Origin of the sequence: Lactobacillus sp. ESL0225, assembly GCF_003692905.1 — a bacterium.
GTDB classification, from domain to species: Bacteria; Bacillota; Bacilli; order Lactobacillales; family Lactobacillaceae; genus Lactobacillus; species Lactobacillus bombicola.
In genome coordinates, this window is the sequence record NZ_REHK01000010.1 from 1 (window position 1) to 24,787 (window position 24,787).

6 protein-coding genes are annotated in these 24,787 nt (G+C 36.1%); 1 reads left to right on the top strand and 5 read right to left on the bottom strand.

Annotated elements, in window-relative coordinates; all coding sequences use genetic code 11:
• From F5ESL0225_RS06125 to F5ESL0225_RS06135, 3 genes are all read right to left on the bottom strand, one after another.
• Window positions 1-17,594, bottom strand: a 17,594-nt coding sequence (locus F5ESL0225_RS06125; RefSeq protein ID WP_122048082.1) for a DUF1542 domain-containing protein, incomplete at its 3' end; no start/stop codon positions are given.
• A 772-nt stretch (window positions 17,595-18,366) separates the two neighbouring features.
• Complete coding sequence (locus F5ESL0225_RS06130) at window positions 18,367-19,692, bottom strand: PTS sugar transporter subunit IIC (RefSeq protein WP_233551933.1); 1,326 nt, start codon at window positions 19,690-19,692, stop codon at window positions 18,367-18,369.
• Window positions 19,693-19,709: 17 nt separating this feature from the next.
• A complete protein-coding gene (locus F5ESL0225_RS06135) occupies window positions 19,710-21,071 on the bottom strand; it encodes a glycoside hydrolase family 1 protein (RefSeq protein WP_122048083.1) in 1,362 nt (453 codons plus the stop codon).
• A 133-nt stretch (window positions 21,072-21,204) separates the two neighbouring features.
• On the opposite strand from F5ESL0225_RS06135, the gene F5ESL0225_RS06140 reads away from it, so the two are divergent.
• Entirely contained in the window at window positions 21,205-21,918 is a 714-nt protein-coding gene (locus F5ESL0225_RS06140) for a GntR family transcriptional regulator (protein WP_158592403.1), read from the top strand.
• Between the two features lie 47 nt (window positions 21,919-21,965).
• Here F5ESL0225_RS06140 and scrK read toward each other — a convergent pair whose 3' ends face one another.
• Both scrK and F5ESL0225_RS06150 read right to left on the bottom strand, forming a co-directional pair.
• On the bottom strand, window positions 21,966-22,841 hold the full coding sequence (scrK, locus tag F5ESL0225_RS06145; protein WP_122022116.1) for a fructokinase ScrK: 876 nt from the start codon (window positions 22,839-22,841) through the stop codon (window positions 21,966-21,968).
• A 10-nt stretch (window positions 22,842-22,851) separates the two neighbouring features.
• The gene (locus tag F5ESL0225_RS06150) at window positions 22,852-24,783 is read right to left on the bottom strand and encodes a transcription antiterminator (protein WP_122048084.1); all 1,932 of its coding nucleotides are present in this window, start codon (window positions 24,781-24,783) and stop codon (window positions 22,852-22,854) included.
• Window positions 24,784-24,787 lie beyond the last annotated feature (4 nt).

Sequence of the window (24,787 nt, forward strand, 5' to 3'; positions counted from 1 at the left end):
TCTGCATTCTTAGCCTGATCTACTGCATCCTTGGCCTTGGCTTGAGCATCATCAACTGCTTGACTTTGTTTTGCCTTTTCAGCACTAGTGATAGTTGGATCTTGGCTAATCTTGTCTTTAGCTGCGGTAGCGGCCTTGTCAATGGCATCAGTTGCGGCCTTCTTCTGCTCGTCTACTGTACCATTTGATTTTGGAATACTGTTGATTCCTGTAATTCCGTCTGCTTGGGCTTGATTAATTTCATCTGCATTCTTAGCCTGATCTACTGCATCCTTGGCCTTGGCTTGAGCATCATCAACTGCTTGACTTTGTTTTGCCTTTTCAGCACTAGTGATAGTTGGATCTTGGCTAATCTTGTCTTTAGCTGCGGTAGCGGCCTTGTCAATGGCATCAGTTGCGGCCTTCTTCTGCTCGTCTACTGTACCATTTGATTTTGGAATACTGTTGATTCCTGTAATTCCGTCTGCTTGGGCTTGATTAATTTCATCTGCATTCTTAGCCTGATCTACTGCATCCTTGGCCTTGGCTTGAGCATCATCAACTGCTTGACTTTGTTTTGCCTTTTCAGCACTAGTGATAGTTGGATCTTGGCTAATCTTGTCTTTAGCTGCGGCAGCGGCCTTGTCAATGGCGTCAGTTGCGGCCTTCTTCTGACCTGCTACTGTACCATTTGATTTTGGAATAGCATTTATTTCAGCCACTCCATCTTCTTGGGCTTGAGCAATTTCATCTGCATTCTTAGCTTTTCTGATTGCGCTCTTGGCCTTGGCTTGAGCATCATCAACTGCTTGATTTTGTTTTGCCTTTTCCGCGCTAGTTAAGGTTAAATCTTGACTTATCTTTTCCTTAGCTTTAGCAGCAGCATCTTCAATGGCCTTATTTGCTATATCTTTTTGATCATTAAGTGGTTTCCCAGGAATGTATTGTGCATCAATTGCTGCAATTCCTTTATCTTGTTGATCTTCAACTTCTTGTGAAGTTCTTGCACGATCAATTGAATTTTGTGCTTTTTGGAGCTCTAATTCAACATTATCAATCTGTGTTTTCTTAGCAATACTGTCCAAAGTTGAATCAGCATTAATTGCACTCTTAATTGTATCTGCTTCTTTAACAAGTGCATTTTTAGCTACTTGCTTTTGAGCATCTAACTGATCAGCTGCTAGATGCTGAGCATGAAGTGCAAGGACACCATTTTTATATTCATCTTTAATAGCTTGCGAATTCGTAGCTTCGTCAATTTTATCCAAAGCCTTTTGCTTTTGAGCTTCTACAGCTTCAATTTGTTGTGCCTTAAGTTTTTGAGATAAAGTCTTATCACTGTTAATTTCATTCTTAACAATTTCAGCCTCATCCATAATAAGTTTCTTAGCATAAGATTTTTGATCAGCTATTGAAATTGAAGGTACATATTTAGCATCTATATTAGTAATTCCAAGATTAAGAGCATCATTAATTTCTTGGGCATTTTCAGCCTTTTGAATATTCTCCTTAGCCCTAGTTGCTTCTTGGTCAACTGCCGCTATCTGATCTGCCTTCGCTTTGTCGTCTAATGATAAATCATTTGCAATCTTATTCTTGATTACAGAAGCTTCTTGATCAATTGCTGCTTTTGCCTTAGCCTTTTGGCTATCTAAGCTTCCTTGAGGAATGTATTGTGCGTCAATTGCTGCAATTCCCTTATTGATGGTGTTCTTAAGTTCTTGAGCATTAGGTGCATTATCAATTGCTTCTTTAGCTTTAACTACTTCTGCATCTACATTAGCTTTTTCTTTAGCCTTTGTAGCATTATCTAAAGTTACATCAGCTTCAATTTCTGCTTTAATCTTCTTAGCTTCTTGATCAATTGTTGCTTTAGCAGCTAGTTTTTGATCAGTTAATGATGTGCTATTAGTTACATAGTCACTATCAATCTTACTAATTCCAGTAGATTGAGCATCCTTAACACTTTGAGCATTCGTTGCTTGATCAATTTTATCTTTTGCATCAGCAGCATCTTTATCTACATTAGCCTTTTGTGCTGCTTTAGCAGCATTGTCTAAGGTAGGATCAGCATCAATTGCTGCTTTCACTTTAGTAGCCTCTTGATCAATTGCTATTTGGGCATTTCTCTTTTGATCGGCTAATGACATGCTACTTGGAATATGATCACTATCAATCTTACTAATTCCAGCTATTTTAGCGTCTTTGACACCTTGAACATTTGGAGCTTGATCAACATTAATCTTAGCCGCTTGTGCATCTTTATCTACATTAGCCTTTTGTGCTGCTTTAGCAGCATTGTCTAAGGTAGGATCGGCATCAATTTCGGCCTTAATCTTAGCGGCTTCTTGATCAATTGTTGCCTTAGCTTGAGATTTTTGACTTTCCAAACTTCCATTTTCATTAGTTATATGTTGCCCATCTACTGCTACAATTCCATCACGAACTGCACCTTTTATACCTTGAGCGTTGGTTGCATTGTCAATTGCACCTTTAGCCTTAGTTGCCTCAGCATCAACATTGACTTTTTGCTTAGCCTTAGTTGCGTCATCTAAAGAAGGATCAGCATCAATTTCAGTTTTGACTTTCTTAGCTTCTTGGTCAATCGCATCTTTAGCAGCAATCTTTTGATCAGCTAATGAAACTTTACTACTTAAGTGATCACCATCAATCTTACTAATTCCTGCCGCTTTGGCATCTTTAACACCTTGAGCATCTGGAGCTTGATCAATGTTATTCTTAGCTGCTTGTGCATCCTTATCCACATTATCTTTTTGTGCAAGCTTAGTTGCATCATCTATAGCAGGATCAGCATCAATTTCTGCTTTAATCTTAGCAGCTTCTTGATCAATTGCATTTTGGGCATTCCGCTTTTGATCGGCTAATGACATACCATTTACTAAATGATCACCATCAATCTTACTAATTCCAGCAGATTTTGCATCTTTTACTTCTTGAGCATTAGTTGCTTGATCAATCTTACCTTTAGCGCTGGTTGCATCGTTATCTACATTAGCTTTTTGTTTTGCCTTTGCAGTATCATCTAAAGTTTCATCGGCATCAATTTCAGCCTTAATCTTAGCAGCTTCTTGATCAATGGCTGCTTGAGCTGCTGATTTTTGATCAGCTAATGAGGCACTATTTGGCACATGATCGCTATCAATCTTACTGATACCAGCAGATTTTGCATCCTTTACACCTTGAGCATTAATTGCTTGATCGATGTTATTCTTAGCCGCTTGTGCGTCTCTATCAACATTAGCCTTTTGGGCTGCTTTAACTGCATTATCTAAAGTAGAATCAGCATCAATTTCAGCTTTAATCTTAGCAGCTTCTTGATCAATCGCATTTTGGGCACTCCGCTTTTGATCAGCTAATGGAATATTGTTTGTTACATGATCATCATCAATCTTACTAATTCCATCAGCTTTAGCATCTTTGACTGCTTGGGCATTAGTCGATTCAGCAATCTTCGCCTTAGCCGCTTGTGCATCTTTATCAACACTATTCTTTTGTGCCAATTTTGTTGCATCATCTAAGCTAGGATCAGCATCAATTTCGGCTTTAATCTTAGTAGCTTCTTTTGTGATTTCCGCTTGCGCGTTTCTCTTTTGATCAGCTAATGAAGCACCGTTTTCTAAGTGATCGCTATCAATTTTAGCAATTCCTGCACTTTGTGCATCCTTTACGCCTTGAGCATTTAGTGCTTGATCAATCTTCGCCTTGGCAGCTTGCGCATCCTTATCAACATTAGCTTTTTGTGATTTCTTAGCTGCATCATCTAAAGTTTCATCCGCATCAATCTCAGCCTTAATTTTAGCGGCTTCTTGATCAATGGCAGCCTTAGCATTAGTCTTTTGTTCAGCTAATGATGTATTACTTGGCACATAATCACTGTCAATCTTAGCAGTTCCAGCTGCTTGCGCATCTTTCACGCCCTGAGCATTAAGTGCTTGGTCAATCTTCGCCTTAGCTGCTTGCGCATCTCTATCTACAGTCAACTTTTGGGCTGCCTTGAGTGCATCGTCTAGTGCGGGATCGGCATCAATATCAGCTTTAATTTTAGCAGCTTCTTGATCAATGGCAGCTTTAGCATTAGTCTTTTGCTCAGCTAATGATGTATTACTTGGTACGTAATCACTATCAATTTTGGCAATTCCTGCACCTTGGGCATCTTTCACACCTTGAGCATTAGTTGCCTGACCAATTTTAGCTTTAGCTGCTGCTGCATCCTTATCTACATTAGCTTTTTGCTTATTCTTTGTAGCATCGTCTAAGGCTGGATCAGCATCAATATCAGCCTTAATCTTGGCAGCTTCTTGATCAATTGTCGCTTGAGCAGCAACTTTTTGATCCGCTAGTGAAGTACTGTTTGGAATATGATCACCATCAATTTTGGCAATTCCAGTTGCTTTAGCATCCTTCACGCCTTGAGCATTCGTTGCTTGATCAATACTATTTTTAGCTGCTTGCGCATCCTTATTAACATTAGCTTTTTGGGCAGCTTTAGTTACATCGTCTAAGGTTTCATCTGCATCAATCTCAGCCTTAATCTTGGCAGCTTCTTGATCAATTATACCTTGAGCAGCCTTCTTTTGATCTTCTAGTGACATACTATTTGGTACGTGATCACCATCAATCTTACTAATTCCAGCTGCCTTGGCATCTTTGACGCCTTGCGCATCTGTAGCTTGATCAATATTGTTCTTAGCCGCATTGGCATGAGTATCAACATTAGCTTTTTGTTTAGCCTTAGTTGCATCATCCAAAGTTGGATCAGTATCAATTTCTGCTTTAATCTTAGCGGCTTCTTGGTCAATTATACCTTGAGCAGCTTTCTTTTGATCTTCTAATGAGATACCACTTGGCACATGGTCACTATCAATCTTACTAATTCCAGCTGCTTTAGCATCTTTGACACCTTGGGCATTAGGTGCTTGATCAATGCTATTCTTAGCGGCTTGCGCATCTTTATCAACGTTAGTCTTTTGTTTTGTCTTTTCGTTGGTATCTAGAGATGGGTCAGCATCAATCTCAGCCTTAATCTTAGCGGCTTCTTGATCAATAGCAGCTTGTGCTGATGACTTTTGATCGGCTAATGAAGCACTATTTGGTACATAATCGCTATCAATCTTGTTAATACCGGCTTTAACAGCATCTTTAACTGCTTGCGCATCTGCAGCCTGATCAATCTTCGCCTTAGCGGCTTGTGCATCTTTATTTACATTAGCCTTTTGCACAGCCTTAGTTGCATCATCTAAAGTTACGTCGGCATCAATTTCCGCTTTAATCTTAGCGGCTTCTTGATCAATTGTACTTTGCGCATTCCGCTTTTGATCATTTAATGAAATGCCACTTGGTACATGATCAGCATCAATCTTAGTAACTCCCGCAGCTTGTGCATCTTTGACACCTTGAGCATCAGGAGCTTGACTAATTTTGGCCTTCGCATCTGTTGCATCCTTATCTACATTTGCTTTTTGCGCATCTTTAGCATCACAATCCAAAGTTACATCGGCATCAATTTCTGCTTTAATCTTAGCAGCTTCTTGATCAATTATTGCTTGAGCAGCAGCCTTTTGATCAGCTAATGACATCTTGCTGCTTTGATGATCTGAATCAATTTTACTAATTCCAGCAGCTTGAGCATCTTTGACGCCTTGGGCATTAGTTGCAGCATCAATGTTATCTTTTGCAGTTTGTGCATCTTTATCAACATTGCCTTTTTGAGCAGCTTTAGTTGCACTATCTAAAGTAGAATCTGCATCAATTTCAGCCTTAATTTTAGCGGCTTCTTGGTCAATTATATTTTGGGCATTCTTCTTTTGATTTTCTAAAGATACACTATTTGGTACATGATCTTTGTCAATCTTGTTAATTCCAGCAGCTTGAGCATCTTTGACGCCTTGGGCATCTGTAGCTTGATCAATATTGTTCTTAGCTGCGTTAGCATCGGCATCAACATTAGCTTTTTGCTTGGTCTTAGTTGCAGCGTCTAAAGTTGGATCATTATCAATTTCGGCCTTGATTTTAGCTGCTTCTTGATCAATTAAACCTTGAGCAACCTTCTTCTGATCAGTAAGTGATGCACTATTTGGTACATGATCTGAGTCAATCTTACTAATTCCAGCAGCTTGCGCATCTTTGACGCCTTGGGCATTAGGTGCTTGAGCAACTTTATTTTTAGCTACTGCTGCATCATTGTCCACATTAGTTTTTTGCTTAGCCTTAGTTGCATCGTCTAGAGTTACGTCAGCATCAATTTCGGCCTTGATTTTAGCTGCTTCTTGATCAATGGCATCTTGCGCATTCTTCTTTTGGTCGGCAAGAGAAGTACTATTTGGTACATGATCGGCATCAATCTTACTAATTCCAGCATTTTGCGCATCCTTAACCTCTTGGGCATTAGTTGCAGCATCAATCTTATTCTTAGCGGCTTGCGCATCAGCATCTACATTAGTTTTTTGTTTTGCCTTAGTTGCATCATCTAAGGTTGGATCATTATCAATCTCAGCTTTAATCTTTATTGCTTCTTGATCAACTAAACCTTGTGCATTCTTCTTTTGGTCAGCAAGAGAAGTGCTATTTGATACATGATCGCTATCAATCTTAATGATTCCAGCATTTTGCGCATCCTTAACATCTTGTGCATTAGTTGCAGCATCAATCTTATTCTTAGCGGCTTGCGCATCGGCATCTACATTAGCTTTTTGCTTAGCCTTTGTAGCACTATCTAAGGTTGGATCATTATCAATTTCGGTCTTAATCTTAGCGGCTTCTTGATCAATAGCATCTTGCGCATTCTTCTTTTGGTCGGCAAGAGAAGTACTATTTGGTACATGATCGGCATCAATCTTACTAATTCCAGCATTTTGCGCATCTTTGACACCTTGAGCGTTTGTTGCTTGATCAATCTTGCTCTTAGCAGCTTGCGCATCGGCATCTACATTAGCTTTTTGCTTAGCCTTTGTAGCACTATCTAAGGTTGGATCAGATTCAATTTCGGCCTTAATCTTAGCAGCTTCCTGATCAATTGTTGCTTGTGCCTTAGCTTTTTGCGCCTCTAAACTTCCATTTTGACCTGATACATGTTGGGCATCAATTGCTGAAATTCCATCATGCAGAGAAGATTTGATTTCTTGAGCATTATTTGCACCATCAATTGCCTTCTTAGCTTTTGCTGCTTCATTATTAACATTATTCTTTTGCACATCTTTTGTTGCATCATCTAATGTTATATCAGCATCAATTTCAGCCTTAACCTTTTTAGCTTCTGCATCAATCTCAGCTTTTGCTGCCAATTTTTGATCTGACAATGAGGTCTTATTACTTTGATGGTCAGAGTCAATCTTAGTAATTCCAGCATTTTGCGCATCCTTGACCTCTTGGGCATTAGTTGCAGCATCAATCTTATTCTTAGCGGCTTGCGCATCAGCATCTACGTTACCCTTTTGACTAATCTTAGTAGCATCGTCTAGAGTTACATCAGCATCAATTTCAGCCTTGATTTTGGCGGCTTCTTGATCAATTGCAGATTGCGCATTCTTCTTCTGATCTGCTAATGATAAGTTGTTTGGTACATGATCACTATCAATCTTACTAATTCCAGCCGCTTTAGCATCTTTGACACCTTGGGCACTAGTAGCCTGGTCAATATTATTCTTAGCGGCTTGCGCATCCTTGTCAACATTGCTCTTTTGGGCTGTCTTTTCTGCATTATCTAAAGTTGAATCATTATCAATTTCCGCTTTAATCTTAGCGGCTTCTTGATCAATAGCATCCTGGGCATTCTTCTTCTGATCTGCTAATGATAAATTGTTTGGTACATGATCACTGTCAATCTTGTTAATTCCAGCTATCTTAGCATCCTTAACACTCTGAGCGTCAGGAGCTTGATCAATTTTATTCTTAGCGGCTTGCGCATCTTTATCAACATTACTCTTTTGCGCTGCCTTCTCCGCATTATCTAAACTAGTATCAGCATCGATATTTGCTTTAATCTTAGCAGCTTCTTGATCAATCTCTGATTGCGCATTCTTCTTTTGATCGGCTAATGATGAGTTGTTTGGTACATGGTCATTATCAATCTTAATAATTCCAGCAGCTTGCGCATCTTTGACACCTTGAACATCAGGAGCTTGATTAATCTTAGCCTTAGCGACTTGCGCATCTTTATCAACATTACTCTTTTGCGCTGCCTTTTCTGCATTATCTAAACTGGTATCAGCATCGATATTTGCTTTAATCTTAGTTGCTTCTTGATCAATTGCATCTTGGGCATTCTTCTTTTGATCGGCAAGTGATGTACTACTTGGAATATGATCGCTATCAATCTTAATAATTCCAGCGGCCTGTGCATCCTTTACTTCCTGCGCATTAGCTGCTTGATCAATATTATTTTTAGCAACAGCTGCATCATTATCGACATTTGCTTTTTGTTTAGCCTTAGCTGCGTTATCTAAAGTTGCATCATTATCAATTTCAGCTTTAATCTTAGCAGCTTCTTGATCAATCATGCTTTGAGCATTCTTCTTTTGATCGGCTAATGTTGTAACACTTGGAATATGATCACCATCAATCTTAATAATTCCGGCTGCTTGCGCATCTTTGACACCCTGAGCATCAGGAGCTTGATTAATCTTATTCTTAGCAACAGTTGCATCATTATCGACATTTGCTTTTTGCTTAATCTTGGCCGCATTGTCTAAAGTTGCATCATTATCAATGTCAAATTTAATTTTAGCGGCTTCTTGATCAATTGCATCTTGAGCACTCTTCTTTTGATCGGCAAGTGATGTACTGTTTGGCACATGATCGCTATCAATCTTAGTAATTCCAGCGGCTTGCGCATCTTTTACTTCCTGTGCATTCGCTGCTTGATCAATCTTATTTTTAGCAGCTGTAGCATCATTATCGACATTTGCTTTTTGCTTAAGTTTAGTAGCATTGTCTAAAGTTGGATCATTGTCAATTTCAGCCTTAATCTTAGCTGCTTCTTGATCAATCGCACTTTGGGCATTCTTCTTTTGATTGTCTAAAGATACATTATTTGGTATATGATCGCTGTCAATTTTAGCAATTCCAGCAGCTTGGGCATCCTTGACACCTTGAGCATTAGTTGCAGCATCAATATTCTTTTTAGCATTGGCTGCATCAGTATCAACCTCGGCTTTTTGTTTAGCTTTGGCAGCATCATCTAATGTCACATCTTTATCTATCTCAGATTTAATCTTAACTGCTTCTTGATCTATTGCATTTTGAGCAGCTTTCTTTTGATCGGATAATGAAATATTATTTGGAATATGGTCGCCATCAATTTTGTTAATTCCTGCGGCTTTAGCATCTTTCACACCTTGAGAATTGGTTGCTTGATCTATTTGAATTTTGGCAGTTGCAGCATCAGCATCAACATTATTCTTTTGTGCTGTTTTTTGTACACTATCCAAAGTTGAATCAGCATCGATTTCAGCCTTAATCTTAGCTGCTTCTTGATCAATTGCATCTTGAGCACTCTTCTTTTGATCGGCAAGTGAGGTACTATTTGGTACGTGATCACTGTCAATCTTAGTAATTCCTGCCGCTTGTGCATCTTTGACTTCCTGCGCATTAGCTGCTTGATCTATTTTGCTCTTAGCAGCCGCCGCATCAATATCAACATTACCCTTTTGCGCTGCTTTAGTAGTATTATCTAGCGTTGGATCGTTATCAATTTCAGCTTTTACTTTAGCTGCTTCTTGATCAATTGCACTTTGAGCACTTCGCTTTTGTTCTGCTAAAGAAACGCTATTAGTAATATGGTCACCATCAATCTTGATAATACCAGCGGCTTGCGCATCTTTGACAGCTTGAGAGTTAGTTGCTTGATTTATCTTGTTTTTGGCATCAGCCGCATCTTTATCAACGTTACCCTTTTGTGTGGCCTTAGTAGCACTATCCAAAGTTGAATCAGCTTCAATTTCAGCCTTAATTTTAGCTGCTTCTTGATCGATTAATAGAGTAGCATTTTTCTTTTGATCTTCAAGTGAAGTGCTGTTAGAAATATGATCAGCATCAATCTTAGTAATACCAACTGCTTGCGCATCTTTTACACCTTGGGCATTAATTGCTTGATCTATTTTATTCTTGGCGTCAGCAGCATCTTTATCGACATTAGCTTTTTGCGTTGCTTTTTCAACTCTATCTAAACTATTGTCTGCATCTATTTCGGCCTTGATTTTAGCAGCTTCAGCATCTATTGCAGCTTGAGCTGCTTTCTTTTGATCAGCTAATGAAGCTTCATTTGGAATATGATCACTATCAATTTTCGCAATTCCCGCATTAGTTGCATCCTTAACACCTTGAGCATTAACTGCCTGATCTATTTTCACCTTAGCTGCAGCAGCATCAATATCGACATTACCTTTTTGAGCTGCTTTAGCCGCTGCATCTAAAGTTACATCAGCTTCAATTTCGGCTTTTACTTTAGCCGCTTCTTGATCAATTATATTCTGAGCATTTTTCTTTTGATCAGCTAGTGACGTACTATTTGGTACATGGTCACTATCAATCTTCGAAATCCCATTATCACGAGCATCTTTCACAGCTTGAGCTCCAGTTGCTTGATCTATTTTAGTTTTAGCATTAGTTGCATCAGTATCGACATTGGCCTTTTGTTTTGTCTTAGTAGCATCGTCCAAAGTGACATCGGCATCAATTTCAGCCTTGATTTTAGCGGCTTCTTGGTCAATCGCATCTTGAGCCGCTTTCTTTTGATCACCTAATGAAGTAGAACCTGGAATATGATCAGCATCTATTTTATTGATTCCAGCTATTTGCTCATCTTTAACTATTTGAGCATTAGTTGCTTGATCTATCTTAGTTTTAGCATTAGTTGCATCAGTATCAACATTAGCCTTTTGCTTGGCCTTAGCCGCATCATCTAAAGTGACATCGGCATCAATTTCGCCCTTAATCTTAGTTGCTTCCGCATCAATTGCTGATTTTGCCTTCGCTTTTTGACTATCTAAACTTCCATTTTCACCTGGTACATATTGCGCATCGATAGCTACTATTCCATCGTGTAAAGAAGTTTTAATCTCTTGAGCATTCTTTGAGTTATCGATAGCTGATTTAGCTTTAATTGCTTCAGTATCAACGTTAGCCTTTTGCTTGGCCTTAGTCGCATCGTCTAAAGTAGCGTCATTATCAATCATACTCTTAACTCGTCTAGCTTCGGCATCAATTGACAATTTAGCGGCCCGTTTTTGGTCATCTAATGGCGTTGCATTAGGGATGTGATCTGAATCAATTTGTACAATTCCATCATTTTTAGCATCTTTAATTCCTTGCGCATCTGTAGCTTGATTAATCTTGCTCTTAGCTGCGGTTGCATCAGTATCCACATTAGCTTTTTGCTTGGTCTTAGCCGCATCATCTAAAGTGACATCGGCATCAATTTCTCCCTTAACCTTAGTTGCTTCTTGATCAATGGCATCTTGAGCTGCTTTCTTTTGATCAGCTAATGAAATATTATTTGGAATATGATCGCTATCGATCTTTCTAATACCTTCATTTTTAGCATCTTTCACGCCTTGAGCACTTGTGGCTTGATCAATCTTATTCTTTGCGGCTTGAGCGTCTTTATTAACATTACTCTTTTGCGCAGCTTTTTCAGCACTATCTAAAGTTGAATCGGCATCAATCTCGGCTTTAACTTTAGCGGCTTCTTGATCAATGGCATCTTGAGCGTTCTTCTTTTGATCAGCTAATGAGACATTGTTTGGTATATAATCGGCATCAATCTTAATAATTCCAGCGGCTTGCGCATCCTTAACGGCCTGAGCAGTCGTTGCCTGGTCAATATTAGCTTTGGCAACTAAAGAATCCTTGTCAACATTGGACTTTTGTTTGGCCTTTTCAGCATCATCTAAGGTGATATCGGCATCAATTTCGCCTTTAACCTTAGCGGCTTCTTGATCAATCGCATCTTTGGCGGTCTTCTTTTGATCAGCTAATGAGATGTTATTTGGAACATGATCACTATCGATTTTAATTATTCCAGCATTTTGCGCGTCTTTGACGCCTTGAGCATTAGTTGCTTGGTCTATCTTTACCTTAGCAGCAGCGGCATCAATATCAACATTATTTTTCTGCGCTGCTTTCTCATTATTAGCTAAACTATTATCGGCATCAATTTCAGCCTTGATCTTAGTTGCTTCTTGATCAATTATTGCCTTAGCGTTTTGCTTTTGATCAGCCAATGAAGTAGAACCTGGAATATGATCACTATCAATGTTAATTATTCCTTGGTTCTTAGCATCTTTAACCCCTTGAGCATTAGCCGCTTGATCTATTTGAGTCTTAGCTGCGGCCGCATCATTGTCTACATTTGCTTTTTGCTTAGCCTTAGTCGCATCGTCTAAAGTTACATCGGCATCAATTTCGCCCTTAACCTTAGTTGCTTCTTGATCAATGGCAGCCTTAGCTGCTGTCTTTTGATCAGCTAATGAAGTAGAACCTGGAATATGATCACTGTCAATCTTGGCAATTCCTTCTGTTTTAGCATCCTTAACATCTTGTGCACCTGTTGCTTGATCAATTTTACTCTTAGCAGCATCGGCATCAGTATCCACATTTGCTTTTTGCTTGGCCTTAGCCGCATTATCTAAAGTTACATCGGCATCAATTTCAGCCTTGATCTTAGTTGCTTCCGCATCAATGGCATCTTTAGCAATCTTCTTTTGACCAGCTAGTGAGGTTGAATTAGGGATATAATCAGCATCAATCTTGGCAATTCCTTCTGCTTTAGCATCCTTAACACCCTGTGCACCTGTTGCTTGATCAATCTTTTTCTTAGCATTTACCGCATCAGCATCAACATTACCTTTTTGTGCTGCTTTTTCTGCACTGTCCAAACTAGAATCGGCATCAATTTCAGCCTTGACTTTCTTAGCTTCTTGGTCAATTGCATCCTGAGCTGCTTTCTTTTGATCAGCTAAAGAAACCTTATTTGGTATGTGATCGGCATCAATCTTGGCAATTCCAGCTTCAGTTGCTTCTTTCACACCTTGAGCATTAGTTGCTTGGTCTATCTTTCTCTTAGCAGCAGCGGCATCAGTATCTACATTAGCTTTTTGACTAGCTTTTTCTGCACTATCTAAAGTCTCATCAGCATCAATTTCAGCTTTAATCTTAGTTGCTTCTTGATCAATGGCACTCTTATCATTTTGCTTGATTTCATCTAAAGAAATGTTGTTTCTAACATGATCGCTGTCAATTTTGATAATACCTGCATCTTTTGCATCCTTAACACCTTGAGCATTAGTCGCTTGGTCTATCTTCACCTTAGCAGCAGCAGCATCAATATCCACATTAGACTTTTGCTTAGCTTTAGTTGCATCATCTAAAGTGTCATCAGCATCAATTTCAGCTTTAATTTTTACTGCTTCTTGATCAATTATCCCTTTAGCAGCTTGTTTTTGATCAGCTAATGAAGTAGTTCCTGGTATATGATCGGCATCAATTTTAACTATACCTTCAGCTTGAGCATCTTTAACACCTTGGGCATTAAGTGCTCGATCAATCTTATCTTTAGCTGCCGCCGCATCAGTATCCACATTAGACTTTTGCTTGGCTTTAGTTACGTCATCTAAAGTTACATCAGCATCAATTTCAGCTTTAATTTTTACTGCTTCTTGGTCGATAGCAGCTTTAGCAGCTTGTTTTTGGTCAATTAATGACATTTTATTAGGAATATGATCTGCATCAATCTTCGCAATTCCTGCTGCTTGTTCATCTTTAACTGCTTGTGAGTTAGTAGCTGCATTGATTTTAGTTTTAGCTGCTGTAGCATCAGTATCAACATTGGCCTTTTGCTTGGCTTTTTCTGTATCGTCTAAAGTAACATCAGCATCAATTTCAGCCTTAATCTTAGTTGCTTCTTGGTCAATAACATTTTGAGCAGCTCTTTTTTGATCAGGTAATGATGTTTTGTTAGGAATATGATCTGCATCAATCTTAGCTATACCTTCAGCTTGTGCATTTTTAATTGCCTGTGCGTTAGGCGCAGCATTGATTTTGGTTTTAGCTGCTGTAGCATCAGCATCAACATTAGCTTTTTGGGTATCTTTTTCTGCATTATCTAAAGTTACATCCGCATCAATTTCAGCCTTAATTTTAGTTGCTTCCGCATCAATTGCATCAGTAGAGGCTTTCTTTTGATCACTTAATGCCGTACCAGGTTGATGTGCTGCATCGATTGCAGCTTTACCATTTTTCTCTGCCTCACTTACTTCACTAGGAACGATAGCTTGATCTATCTTGCTTTTAGCAGCACTAGCAGCCTTGTCAACCGCATCTTTTTGCGTTTTCTTAGCAAGATCATCAAGAGTAGGGTCATTGTCAATCTCACCCTTAACTTTAGTCGCCTCATCATCGATAGATTTATTAGCAGCTTGCTTTTCAATATCTAGTGAATGATATACATAGGTTACTGAATCTGTTCCATCAGCTAATTCAAATGATGCATCAAATGCAACTTTTTGCCCATTTACAATTACATGATCTGGAGCCCAATTGTTTGCATCAGGTGCTGGTGGTAATTTTACAGTTTCACCTGTAATACCTTCAATTACTACTTTGTTATTTGGAGTAATCTTGTTGCCGTTGGTATCTACATATGTTGGATTTACAGTCTGCTTATTACCTTCAACATAGATATTGACTACTGGGTTATCGTCAGATACTAAAGTCTTTGTAGCCTGATTTTGCGCCTTTGCAGCATAATGATAACCTGCTGGAACATTATCTTGGGTATAGTATTTATTAGTCCAGTCAATGGTATTACCATAGTTGGCTGGAACTAAGTTTTCAACAGACTCTGTACCTGATTTACCTGACATTGGTGAGATCAAAACGCGTTCAGGGTGATTAACATCAACATATCTATATGTTACGTTCTTCTTTACCCCGTATACATAAACCTTATATGTATAATTATCACCTTCCATTGGTGCAATACCAATAGATGCTTGACCAAATTCATCGCCATTATCAGCATTTGTAGTTAAATCACCACCACTTTGAGCATCTTTTACGGCACCAGCATAAATTTGCTTACCTAAGGCCCACATATATCCTTTAGGCATATTATTAATAACATTTTCGTTATTAATAAGTGGTATATATTGACCAATATAAGGATCAGGTGGCAAAGTCATCTCCACTGGTGAGCCAAGATTTTTACCGTTTTGATCAACATATTGAATCTTAATTTTCCCTACTGGAATAGCAATTGTTTGTAGTTCACGAGTTGCTGGTGTAACAATGTTGGAATTAGAAGTAACACCATTAATATCAGTAATTACTGCTTGACCATTTGTAACAACCATTTTGGCAAACTTTAAAGTATTATCTCCATTGGCATTATTACTTGCGGAGTTATTGCTTATCCAAGTCTTAATATTTGAATTATTAAGAGTTACAGAGCCCGTTCCTGTAATAATACCAGTATTAGTAGCTATTGGTTCGCCATTAGGACCTTGAATAGCCAAATGCAATTGTTTTGGTGAAATAAAAGTTACTCTAGAAGTATTAGCAACTTGAATTACAGCCCCATTAGCTCGTTGATTAATATCAAAAGTGGTCCCAGCATTAAATTCAACAGATTGATTTCCTTGAAGTCTAATTGCGCCTGGCATGGTGGTAATTGGCGCTTTCAAATTAAAATTTTGACCAAATTTAAATATGGCATTATTGTTAAATGCATTAGATTGGGTCCCATTCAAAAAGTATTGGAAGCCAGATTGAGTCCAACTAACATTATCACCAACATTTACACCACCAATGTTATTATACATAGCTGGATAATTGGCTGAGATATCATTGTAAGTAAGTGCTGTGTTGGAAGAACCGTCACCCATAGTAATCATATTACCGTAGCCTACACTTGCTTGTGGTGATATACTCGACATCCAAAATTCCGAAAAGCGAATATCATTACTAGTTCTCTTCATGGTTACACTACTATTGTTCGCAAAAATAATATTCCCGACGCCACGGGTAACCTCATTAGAAATATTAAAGACATTCTCACCTGAAAAAGTTACTTTTGAGTCATTAGCCATTACTGCATGAATCGGATTATTACCATTTACTGTACTTGGAGATAAGGTTACATTATCCAAGTTTACAGAAAGTCCTGCACCATTACCTGAATAAACAAGAGAATATGCATTATTATCATTTGTATTAAACCCTTGCTTAAAGACTCCATTAGTTAGAGTTACAGTTGTTAGATTATTATATGGCACAGCAACATAACTAAAAGTTTGTGTTCCTAAATCAATTGTATGGCCGTTACCATTGACTACAACATTTGCGCCTGCAGCACGATTTCCAATATTATTAGCTGCTCCTGGCGCATAAGCTATATCATTTGTAATATTAATATATGTTACAGTTGCATCTGACCATGCAGCTGCTAAACTTGAAAAATCACTTACATTTACTAATTTTTGCTTATACATATTAGGATTCCGAATTTGATCAGGTGTAGGAACATTCAATGAGGTTGGGGTTTTGCCAGTAGTTTTACCAATCTCATCATTAAATTTTTGACGACTACTATCAGAATCTGGAGAAACTGTTATATCCCTTGATGTTCCAACATCGGCTGCTGTTTCAACTCTAGGAGTGGTCTCACTAACTAGAGTAGACTCACTCAACCCTCTCTTATCTAATGACTTGGTATCAGCCATATCATTAATAATAGAAGAAGATGGAGCAAAATCACCTGCTGGAATGTTAACAGATGTATTAGATTGTTTAGGAACAATAGTTAATGGCCTACTGTTTTCTGTGTTAGCAGTGGGAACTTGATTTGAATTAGTTACTGGCTGCTTTAGGCCATTATCGTTTACGTTTAAACTTTCACCATTTGTTTTTGATTTTTTATTAGGTGACTTGGGATCATCAACTATCTGTTTTGCATTATCAGTATTCGGTCTTTCTTCTAAAAAAGAATTAAGGCCTGAATATGTCGATAAGCTTTTTGTAACAGATGTTTTTTTCGTTGCCCCTTTTTTATTCTGTGCTTTGGTAGAAGCTATTTTAGTCTCGATACCATTGTTAGCAGCTGTAACGTTATAACTAGCATCAATTTTAGTTATTACATTATTCACGATTGCCTTGACACTAGCTAAATTAATTGCTGACTCAATCTTATTATTAGCGTCACTAAATAAAGCATCAACATTCTTAATTTGATTTGCTTTTTCTCCACTACTCAAAGTTTGATCAGCATTAATTTTTGCTTTAGTATCAACTGCTTTGTTTTCTAAAGTACTCAAAGCCGTTTTCTTTGCTTCTTCAAGCATATTTGAATCAATAGGCTTACTTTCAGTAACTGATTGATTTAGTGTCGCTCGTTGAGCAAGCTTATCAATAGAATCCTCTTGATTAGTTTGGCTGTTAATATCAGCTGCTTGTACATCTTGTATACCTAGTTTATTGCTATAAACTAGCCCTCCTCCTAGCATAAAAGTTAATAAGGAATAGCTAACTAGCCATCCTTTTTTGCTTTTATGCATTTTATAGTTCGTATTCTTTATTTCTTCGATTAATTCAAATCTGTTCAAAAATATACTCTCCTTTTTATGCACTAATATATACAGTTTGCAATTCAATATAGGTGTTATTTTATCACAGTTATTATAGTGTTTCCACATTTATGTAGTTTTGACATATAAAATTCTAAAAGTTATATAAAATTATTTTGTTTGCATTTTTTATTAGATAACAATTTTTAAAATGTTTTTATTTTTATTAAAAGCAATAAAATTTTAAAAAATTATTAATTAAATATGATATAATAACATTAATGTTATTTTTAAATCCAAATTATCTTCTAAGATAAAGCAATATTTATTGTTTTAATAATTATTAACTAAAATAATTATTAGCACCATTTTTTATATATGATTAATCAAAAAATATAAATATGAATTTTTAAATAACCAAAATCAGAGATATATAATTGCTTTTTTCTTAAAAACCATAGTTGGAAACATATTTTTTAATCATATGTTCCACTTTTTATAAATTTACTATTATAAATAAATAGTTAAATTTTATGATATTACATTAGCCTAACTATTTCTTTTCTAATTAAAGTATTTAATTGCAACTAACGTACTATAATAAATTCAGTATTATTGATAAAGCTAAGAAATCATAACTTAATTAGAAACCCCGTACTATTCTCAATAACAATCAAAGCAAAAAGGGTTAACTCCGACTTACTATCGGAAATTAACCCTAAATTAAACAATCTATTCGACCTTATGTTCATGTCCCAAATTATTATGAATATGAATTTCGTAACTAGATTTATTAGAATAACGATTCCAGTTATTGCAGTTCTGCTTGCTTTAAAGCTACTCGCTCAGAAATTTTAATGAACGGAATATAGAATAACGTACAAACTATTAAAATGATAATTTGAACTAATACAACCTTCCAATCTCCCGCACTGGCCAAAAGTCCACTTAAAAGTGGAGGAGTTGTCCAAGGAATTAGTACACTAAGTGGCTTAACAAAACCAATTGCCGTTGCAAAATATCCAATTAATGACCCAATTACTGGACTTAATACAAAAGGAATAATCATTGGAATATTAAAAACTATGGGAAAACCAAAAATGATTGGTTCATTAATTTCAAATATTCCCGGAACAGTTGCCAATCTAACTACATCTTTATACGGCTTATAGCGCGAAACCAATAAAACAGCAATAATCAATGATAAAGTCAGCCCGGTTCCGCCCATTTGTGAATATACTGTTACAAAGTCTGTGTTGATAATATGAATTGGCTGTTTACCAGCTGCAACAGCTGCCATATTTTCGTTCATGTTAACCAGATTCAATGGGTCAAGAAGTGAGCCGTTAATAACAGTTTGATGAATCCCAAGAGTATAAAGAAAATTACCTGTAGAGTATATTAATAAAAAGCCTGGAAGAGAAGTATTAACTGACCGTAAGGGATTTTGAATTAAGCGCGAAATTAAAGTTACCAAATCGGTCTTAAAATAAGCTAAAATAGCTGCTAAAATACCAAATACACTTAAAGTTAAAAGTGATGGGATTAAAGAGCTAAAGCTTTGTCCTACGGCAGGCGGCACCTGATCTCCTAAATTGATTTTCAGTGCTTTAACTTTAGTCAATCTAATATAAATTTCGGTCGCCAGTAAACCAATAATGATACCAGCAAACATGCCCGTTGTACCAATTTGTGAATATAAAGCTGCACCAGTTATTTCAACTGGTTTTTTCCCTGAAAGCGGCTGAACATTGACTTTAATCGCTAACATAATAAAAACTGCTGACAAAGACACTGCAGCGGCAGAAATTGGATTTTCGTAAACCTTATTTTTAGCTAAATAATACCCAATCAGGGGGGCAATTAAGATACTAGCTACATTTAATGTGCCGTTTGTTAAGGCTGTGCCAAAAACTTGAAATCTTGCTAAAATTGCTCCCTTCATTAACCAAGTAAAAATGACATTATTAAACAAAACAGCAACACCAGCTAAAATAAACATTGGCATTAATGTGGCAAAAGCATCTCGTAATGATCTTAAATGAACCTGGTTACCAATTTGGACTGAAACTTCTGTAAATTTATCTAAAAATTTTTGTAATTGTGGATGAGCCTGATTCCTAGCTGAATTATTCACTTTAATCACCTCTAAACTCAAGTTAAATCTTGACCATTTGAATGAATAACTTTTTTCAACCATGCATAACTTTTTTTAGGAACGCGTTTCATATCACGCAAATCATGATTTGTACGATTAACATAGACGACACCATATCTTTTTTCCATATCACCTTGTGAACTCATAATATCAATTAGGCCCCAACCGAGGTATCCCATTACATTTACTCCATCTTCATTTATTGCTTGTTGCATTGCTTTAATATGATCGCGATGGTAATTAATACGATAATCATCAGCAATTTGATGCTTACCATCCCACCTTTCTCGTACCCCAATTCCATTTTCAATAGGGAAGACAGGCAAATGATAACGTTGATATATTTTATTTAAAACGTCTCTAAATCCTAGAGGATCTATTTGCCAGCCCCATTCAGTTGACTTTAAATAAGGATTATCCTTTTTACCAAAATTCAAATACTGGTTAGGGGGCGTATTTTCAGGAATTTTACTAGCATCAATTGTACTAGACGCATAATAACTAAAACTTAAAAAATCACTTTTCAATTTGGCAATTTCTACCAATTCAGCTTGATTGACCTGAATATTAATACTCTGCTTTTTAATATATTGGGTAACAGCAGTCGAATATTTCCCCAAAGTAAAAGCATCGAGTAAATTAAAATTCAAAAACTCATCGACTTGATTAGCCATAAATACATCTTGCGGATTGGCTGTTGCTGGATAGACCTGACTATAAGCTAACATGCCACCAATTTTTGCCTTAGTTTTATTGTGTAAATAATTTGCAATTGTCGCATGACAAAACATTACATTATGCGCAATTTGATATAGTTCTGAAATTGTTTTCTTACCTCTTAAATAACCTGAAATTTTAAAAACTTCCATCGTATGGTACAAATTTTGCTCGTTAAAAGTAATCCAATATTTAACTTTACCTGCAAAATGGTCAATCACGATTTTGCTATAGCGAATAAAAGCACGACAAACTTTTTTACTAATAAAGCCATTGTAGCCCTGAGCTAAATGTAATGGCATATCAAAATGATAAAGACATATCATCGGTTGAATATTACGTTTGCTTAGTTCATCAACCAACTTGTCGTAGTAGTCAAAGCCCTCCTTATTGATAGTACCATCACCATTCTTAATTATGCGCGACCAGGATACTTGAAAACGATACATATTCATTCCTAAATCTTGCATATAATCTAAATCTTCAGTTAAGTGGTGGTAGTTATCGTTAGCAAAATGCCAATCACTTATGTGATCCCCGGCCTTTCTAATGTCATAAACAGATAAAGTTTTTCCCCCTTCATTCCAGCCACCTTCTGTTTGCATACTTGAAGTTGAATTTCCCCAAAAAAATTTAGCCATCATATTTCTTCTTTCTTAAATTTTAAAAGCGCTTTCAAAATAATATTATTGCACTTTACTTTCCAAGTAAATATTTGCCAAAATGTAAGTAAAGTAAATTGTCTACTTATGAAAGATGAAAGGAATAACTATTATGCATAAGCAACCCAAATATGTTTTAATTGCCAATCAAATTGAACAAGATATTCTTTTGCACAAATACCAATGTCAACTACCCCATATTGATCAATTGGCAAAAACTTATCATACTAGTAAGGTAACAATTATTAATGCCCTACATTTTTTACAATATAAAAGTATTGTAGCGCCAATCCGTGGTCATGGAACTATGATTCTGACAGCAGAAGAACAAGAAATTTCCAAAAAGGATAATGCCGTTGAACACGTAGGTTTTACTGAACGAATAAAAAATAGCCAATTTTTAACAAGTCATATAATTTCTTTTGATGTGCGCAAACCTACTCATCAAGAAATTACTTTATTAAAACTGAATAAACAGGAATTAGTTTATGATATTATCCGTTCACGTCTTTTACACAATAGTCCAGTTAGACTAGAATATACAATTATGCCCGTCAAACTTATCCCCCAAGTTACGCCTAAAATATTAAAAAAATCTATTTATCATTATATTGAACACGATCTTAATTTAAAAATTGGCAAAGCGAATCGCACTTTTCGGGCAGATAAAGCCGATGCTTATGATCAGTTATACCTAAACTGTCAAAAAAATGATCCAATTTTTGAAATTGAACAAGTCTGTTTTTTAACCAATGGGATACCTTTTGAATATTCCCAAACTAGAAATCGCTATGATCAAGGCGAAGTGACCTTAAATCATGTATAAAAAAAGACAAAATGATAATAAACTCATTTTGTCTTTTTGATTTTTAACTAATCAATGGCTCTAAGGATTCTTTTGGCCAAAGCAAAATTTCCTACTGTCGCTGAACCATTATCATGAATTTCTGGCATTGTGATATATCTGTTTAGATCTGGTACTTGAAGATAGCCGTTTAACATTTGCGCAAAATCACGGCGCACTTTTTGTAAAAACGCTTCACTAGTTACACCGCCACCGAAAACAATTTTATCAGGACGGAATAATAAAGTTGCCTGCAACGCAGCCTGAGCAACATAATAGCTCATTATATCCCAAACTGGATGTGAAATTGGAACTTCGGCTCCTTTTTTACCAAAACGTGCTTCAAACGTTGGCCCTGCAACAAGTCCCTCTAAACAATCAGCATGAAAAGGACAAATACCTTTAAATTCCAAGTCATTTGGGTGGCGTTTAACCTTAACATGGCCCATTTCTGGATGCCCTAAACTGCCCACCAGCTTACCCGCAATAATTGCACCGCCACCAACTCCAGTTCCAATTGTGTAATATAGAAGAGAATTAATGTCTTCGTTAGCAAGTAAAGTCATTACATATTCACCATAGGCTGAACCATTCACATCAGTAGTAAAAAAAATGGGTACATTGATTTCTTGTTTTAGCATACCCACAATGTTAGTATCTTGCCAGCCTTTTTTGGGCGTCGTCGTGATATAACCATAATTATGAGCTGTTTTTCGAATTTCAATTGGTCCAAAAGATGCAATGCTGATTGCATCAACTGGATACCTCTTAAAATAGCCTATAACTTTTTTTATTGTTTCTTGCGGTGTAGTTGTTGGTATAGTAATTTGATCTTGAATTTGATAATTTTCATTACCTATTGCACAAACAAACTTTGTTCCACCTGCTTCAATTGAACCTAGCATTTCTATCTCCCTAATAACTTTTTTTAATTAACATACTAATAGCGTTCTTCACTTCCTGTGCATTAGAACTCTTATCTATTATTTTCCTAAAGGTGGGGTTGGTTTGCAAGTCCACAATAAAATCAAATAATTTTTGGATACTTAAATAATCATCACGAGAAATCGCCAGGAGAAAGATATACTTTACTTCGTTCTTTTCATCCCACTTAATTGCTTTACTTAAACGTGCAAATGAAACTTTAGATTTTTTAGTTGCATAGCCTAAAGAATGAGGAATAGCAATTTTCCCACCAATAGCCGTTGAATACATTTGTTCTCTTTCATACACTTTTTGCATAAAGTCCTTATTTACAATTGCTTTGCTCTCCAAATTTTTTATTAACATATTTAACAATTGCTTTTTAGTCATATTTTGCTTGACTAAGTAAATATTTTCCGTATCAAACAATTTATCAATTTTTTGGTATGGATTATTAAGTGACTTCAAATATTCAGAAAGTTGAATAATATCATTATTTAAATTCACCAAATCAATTTGAATGACTGGAATAGGTGCATCAGTAATCGGAACCATTGTAATTAAAAAATCATTATCAGTAGCTTTTCCTGCTAAATATTCCTCATAGGTATAAGTTCCAGTAATATTTAAAAAAGCTGTGAACTGTGACTGCAATTTTGCTCTAACTAAAGCAGCAGTTGATATACCATTGCCACAAATTAAAGCTGTATTTTTTTTTGTTGATTTCATCCCTTGCCGTTCAATTGCAGCACCCACATGTAATGTGATGAAGGACAATTCATCATCATCAAGTTTTAAATTAAGCATATGTTCCAAATATGGTGCCGAATAAGCTATAATTTCATAGGCATAAGGAAATGTAGATAAAATCACACTCAATAGTGGATTTTTTCTATTGCCATTAACTTTTTTTATTTTGACTAAATTATTTAAATGTTGAGTTAAGTTAATACATAATTCTGGATCATTTACTAAGTCTAATGCAAACTCTTTTTTTATATTTTTTAAAAAAATCCTGACCGCCTTATTAATATCTTTATTAGTTTTAGCCCTAATTTTATCAGTAACACATTCAGGATAATTTATGGCAAAATGATAAATTAAATCATTACGTTCACATTCATTTAGCTTAATGCAAAATTCTTTTTCCAAATTAATGAATAATTTGCTAATAGCAGCTGAAACATTACCTTTGATTTTTAGCTGATGAGATTTCTCTAGTGAATAACCTAGCTTTACTCGTGAGATTGCTAGGGCAATATGCAAGATTATATTTTTTGTATTAATATCTGATAAAGAATAATTATATTGCTGTAAAAAACTATGGACTATCTGTTTTAATCTATCAAGTCTAATATTAGCAAAAATAATTTTTTCCTGTTCAGTAAACCCCACAATATAAGCATTTGAACTTTTATTAATTAATTTGGTAATAATGAATTTTCTTTTAACAGTTTCTGTTCCTTTTAAGTAATAATAATCTTTTGATTTAATAATTTTTAGTCCAACTTCATTAAAATCTTTTTTTATTGTTACTAAATAAGTAAAAAAAGTATTGTCACTAATAAAAAAGCGATCAGTTAGTTCAGACAGTTTAATTTGATTATTAACTAACAAGTATTGCTCAATTTCAATAATTCGTTCACTAGAACTTGAAGCTGGTAAATTACTTTGCGCAATCTTCATTAATTGTTTACGTAAATTTTGATCTAAATAAGCAAGATAAAAGCCACTTCCTCTTTTATTTTTTATTTTTACTTTGTAATAATCCAATTCCTTATTTAATTCCTGAATATCGGACCTAATCGTTCTCGTACTAACATTATATTTTTTAGCTAGAAAAGCGGAGGAAACATAACAATTGGCAGAATTATTTAATAAATCTTCCAAAATATTGCCCAATCGTTTATAGGATAGTTTCATACCG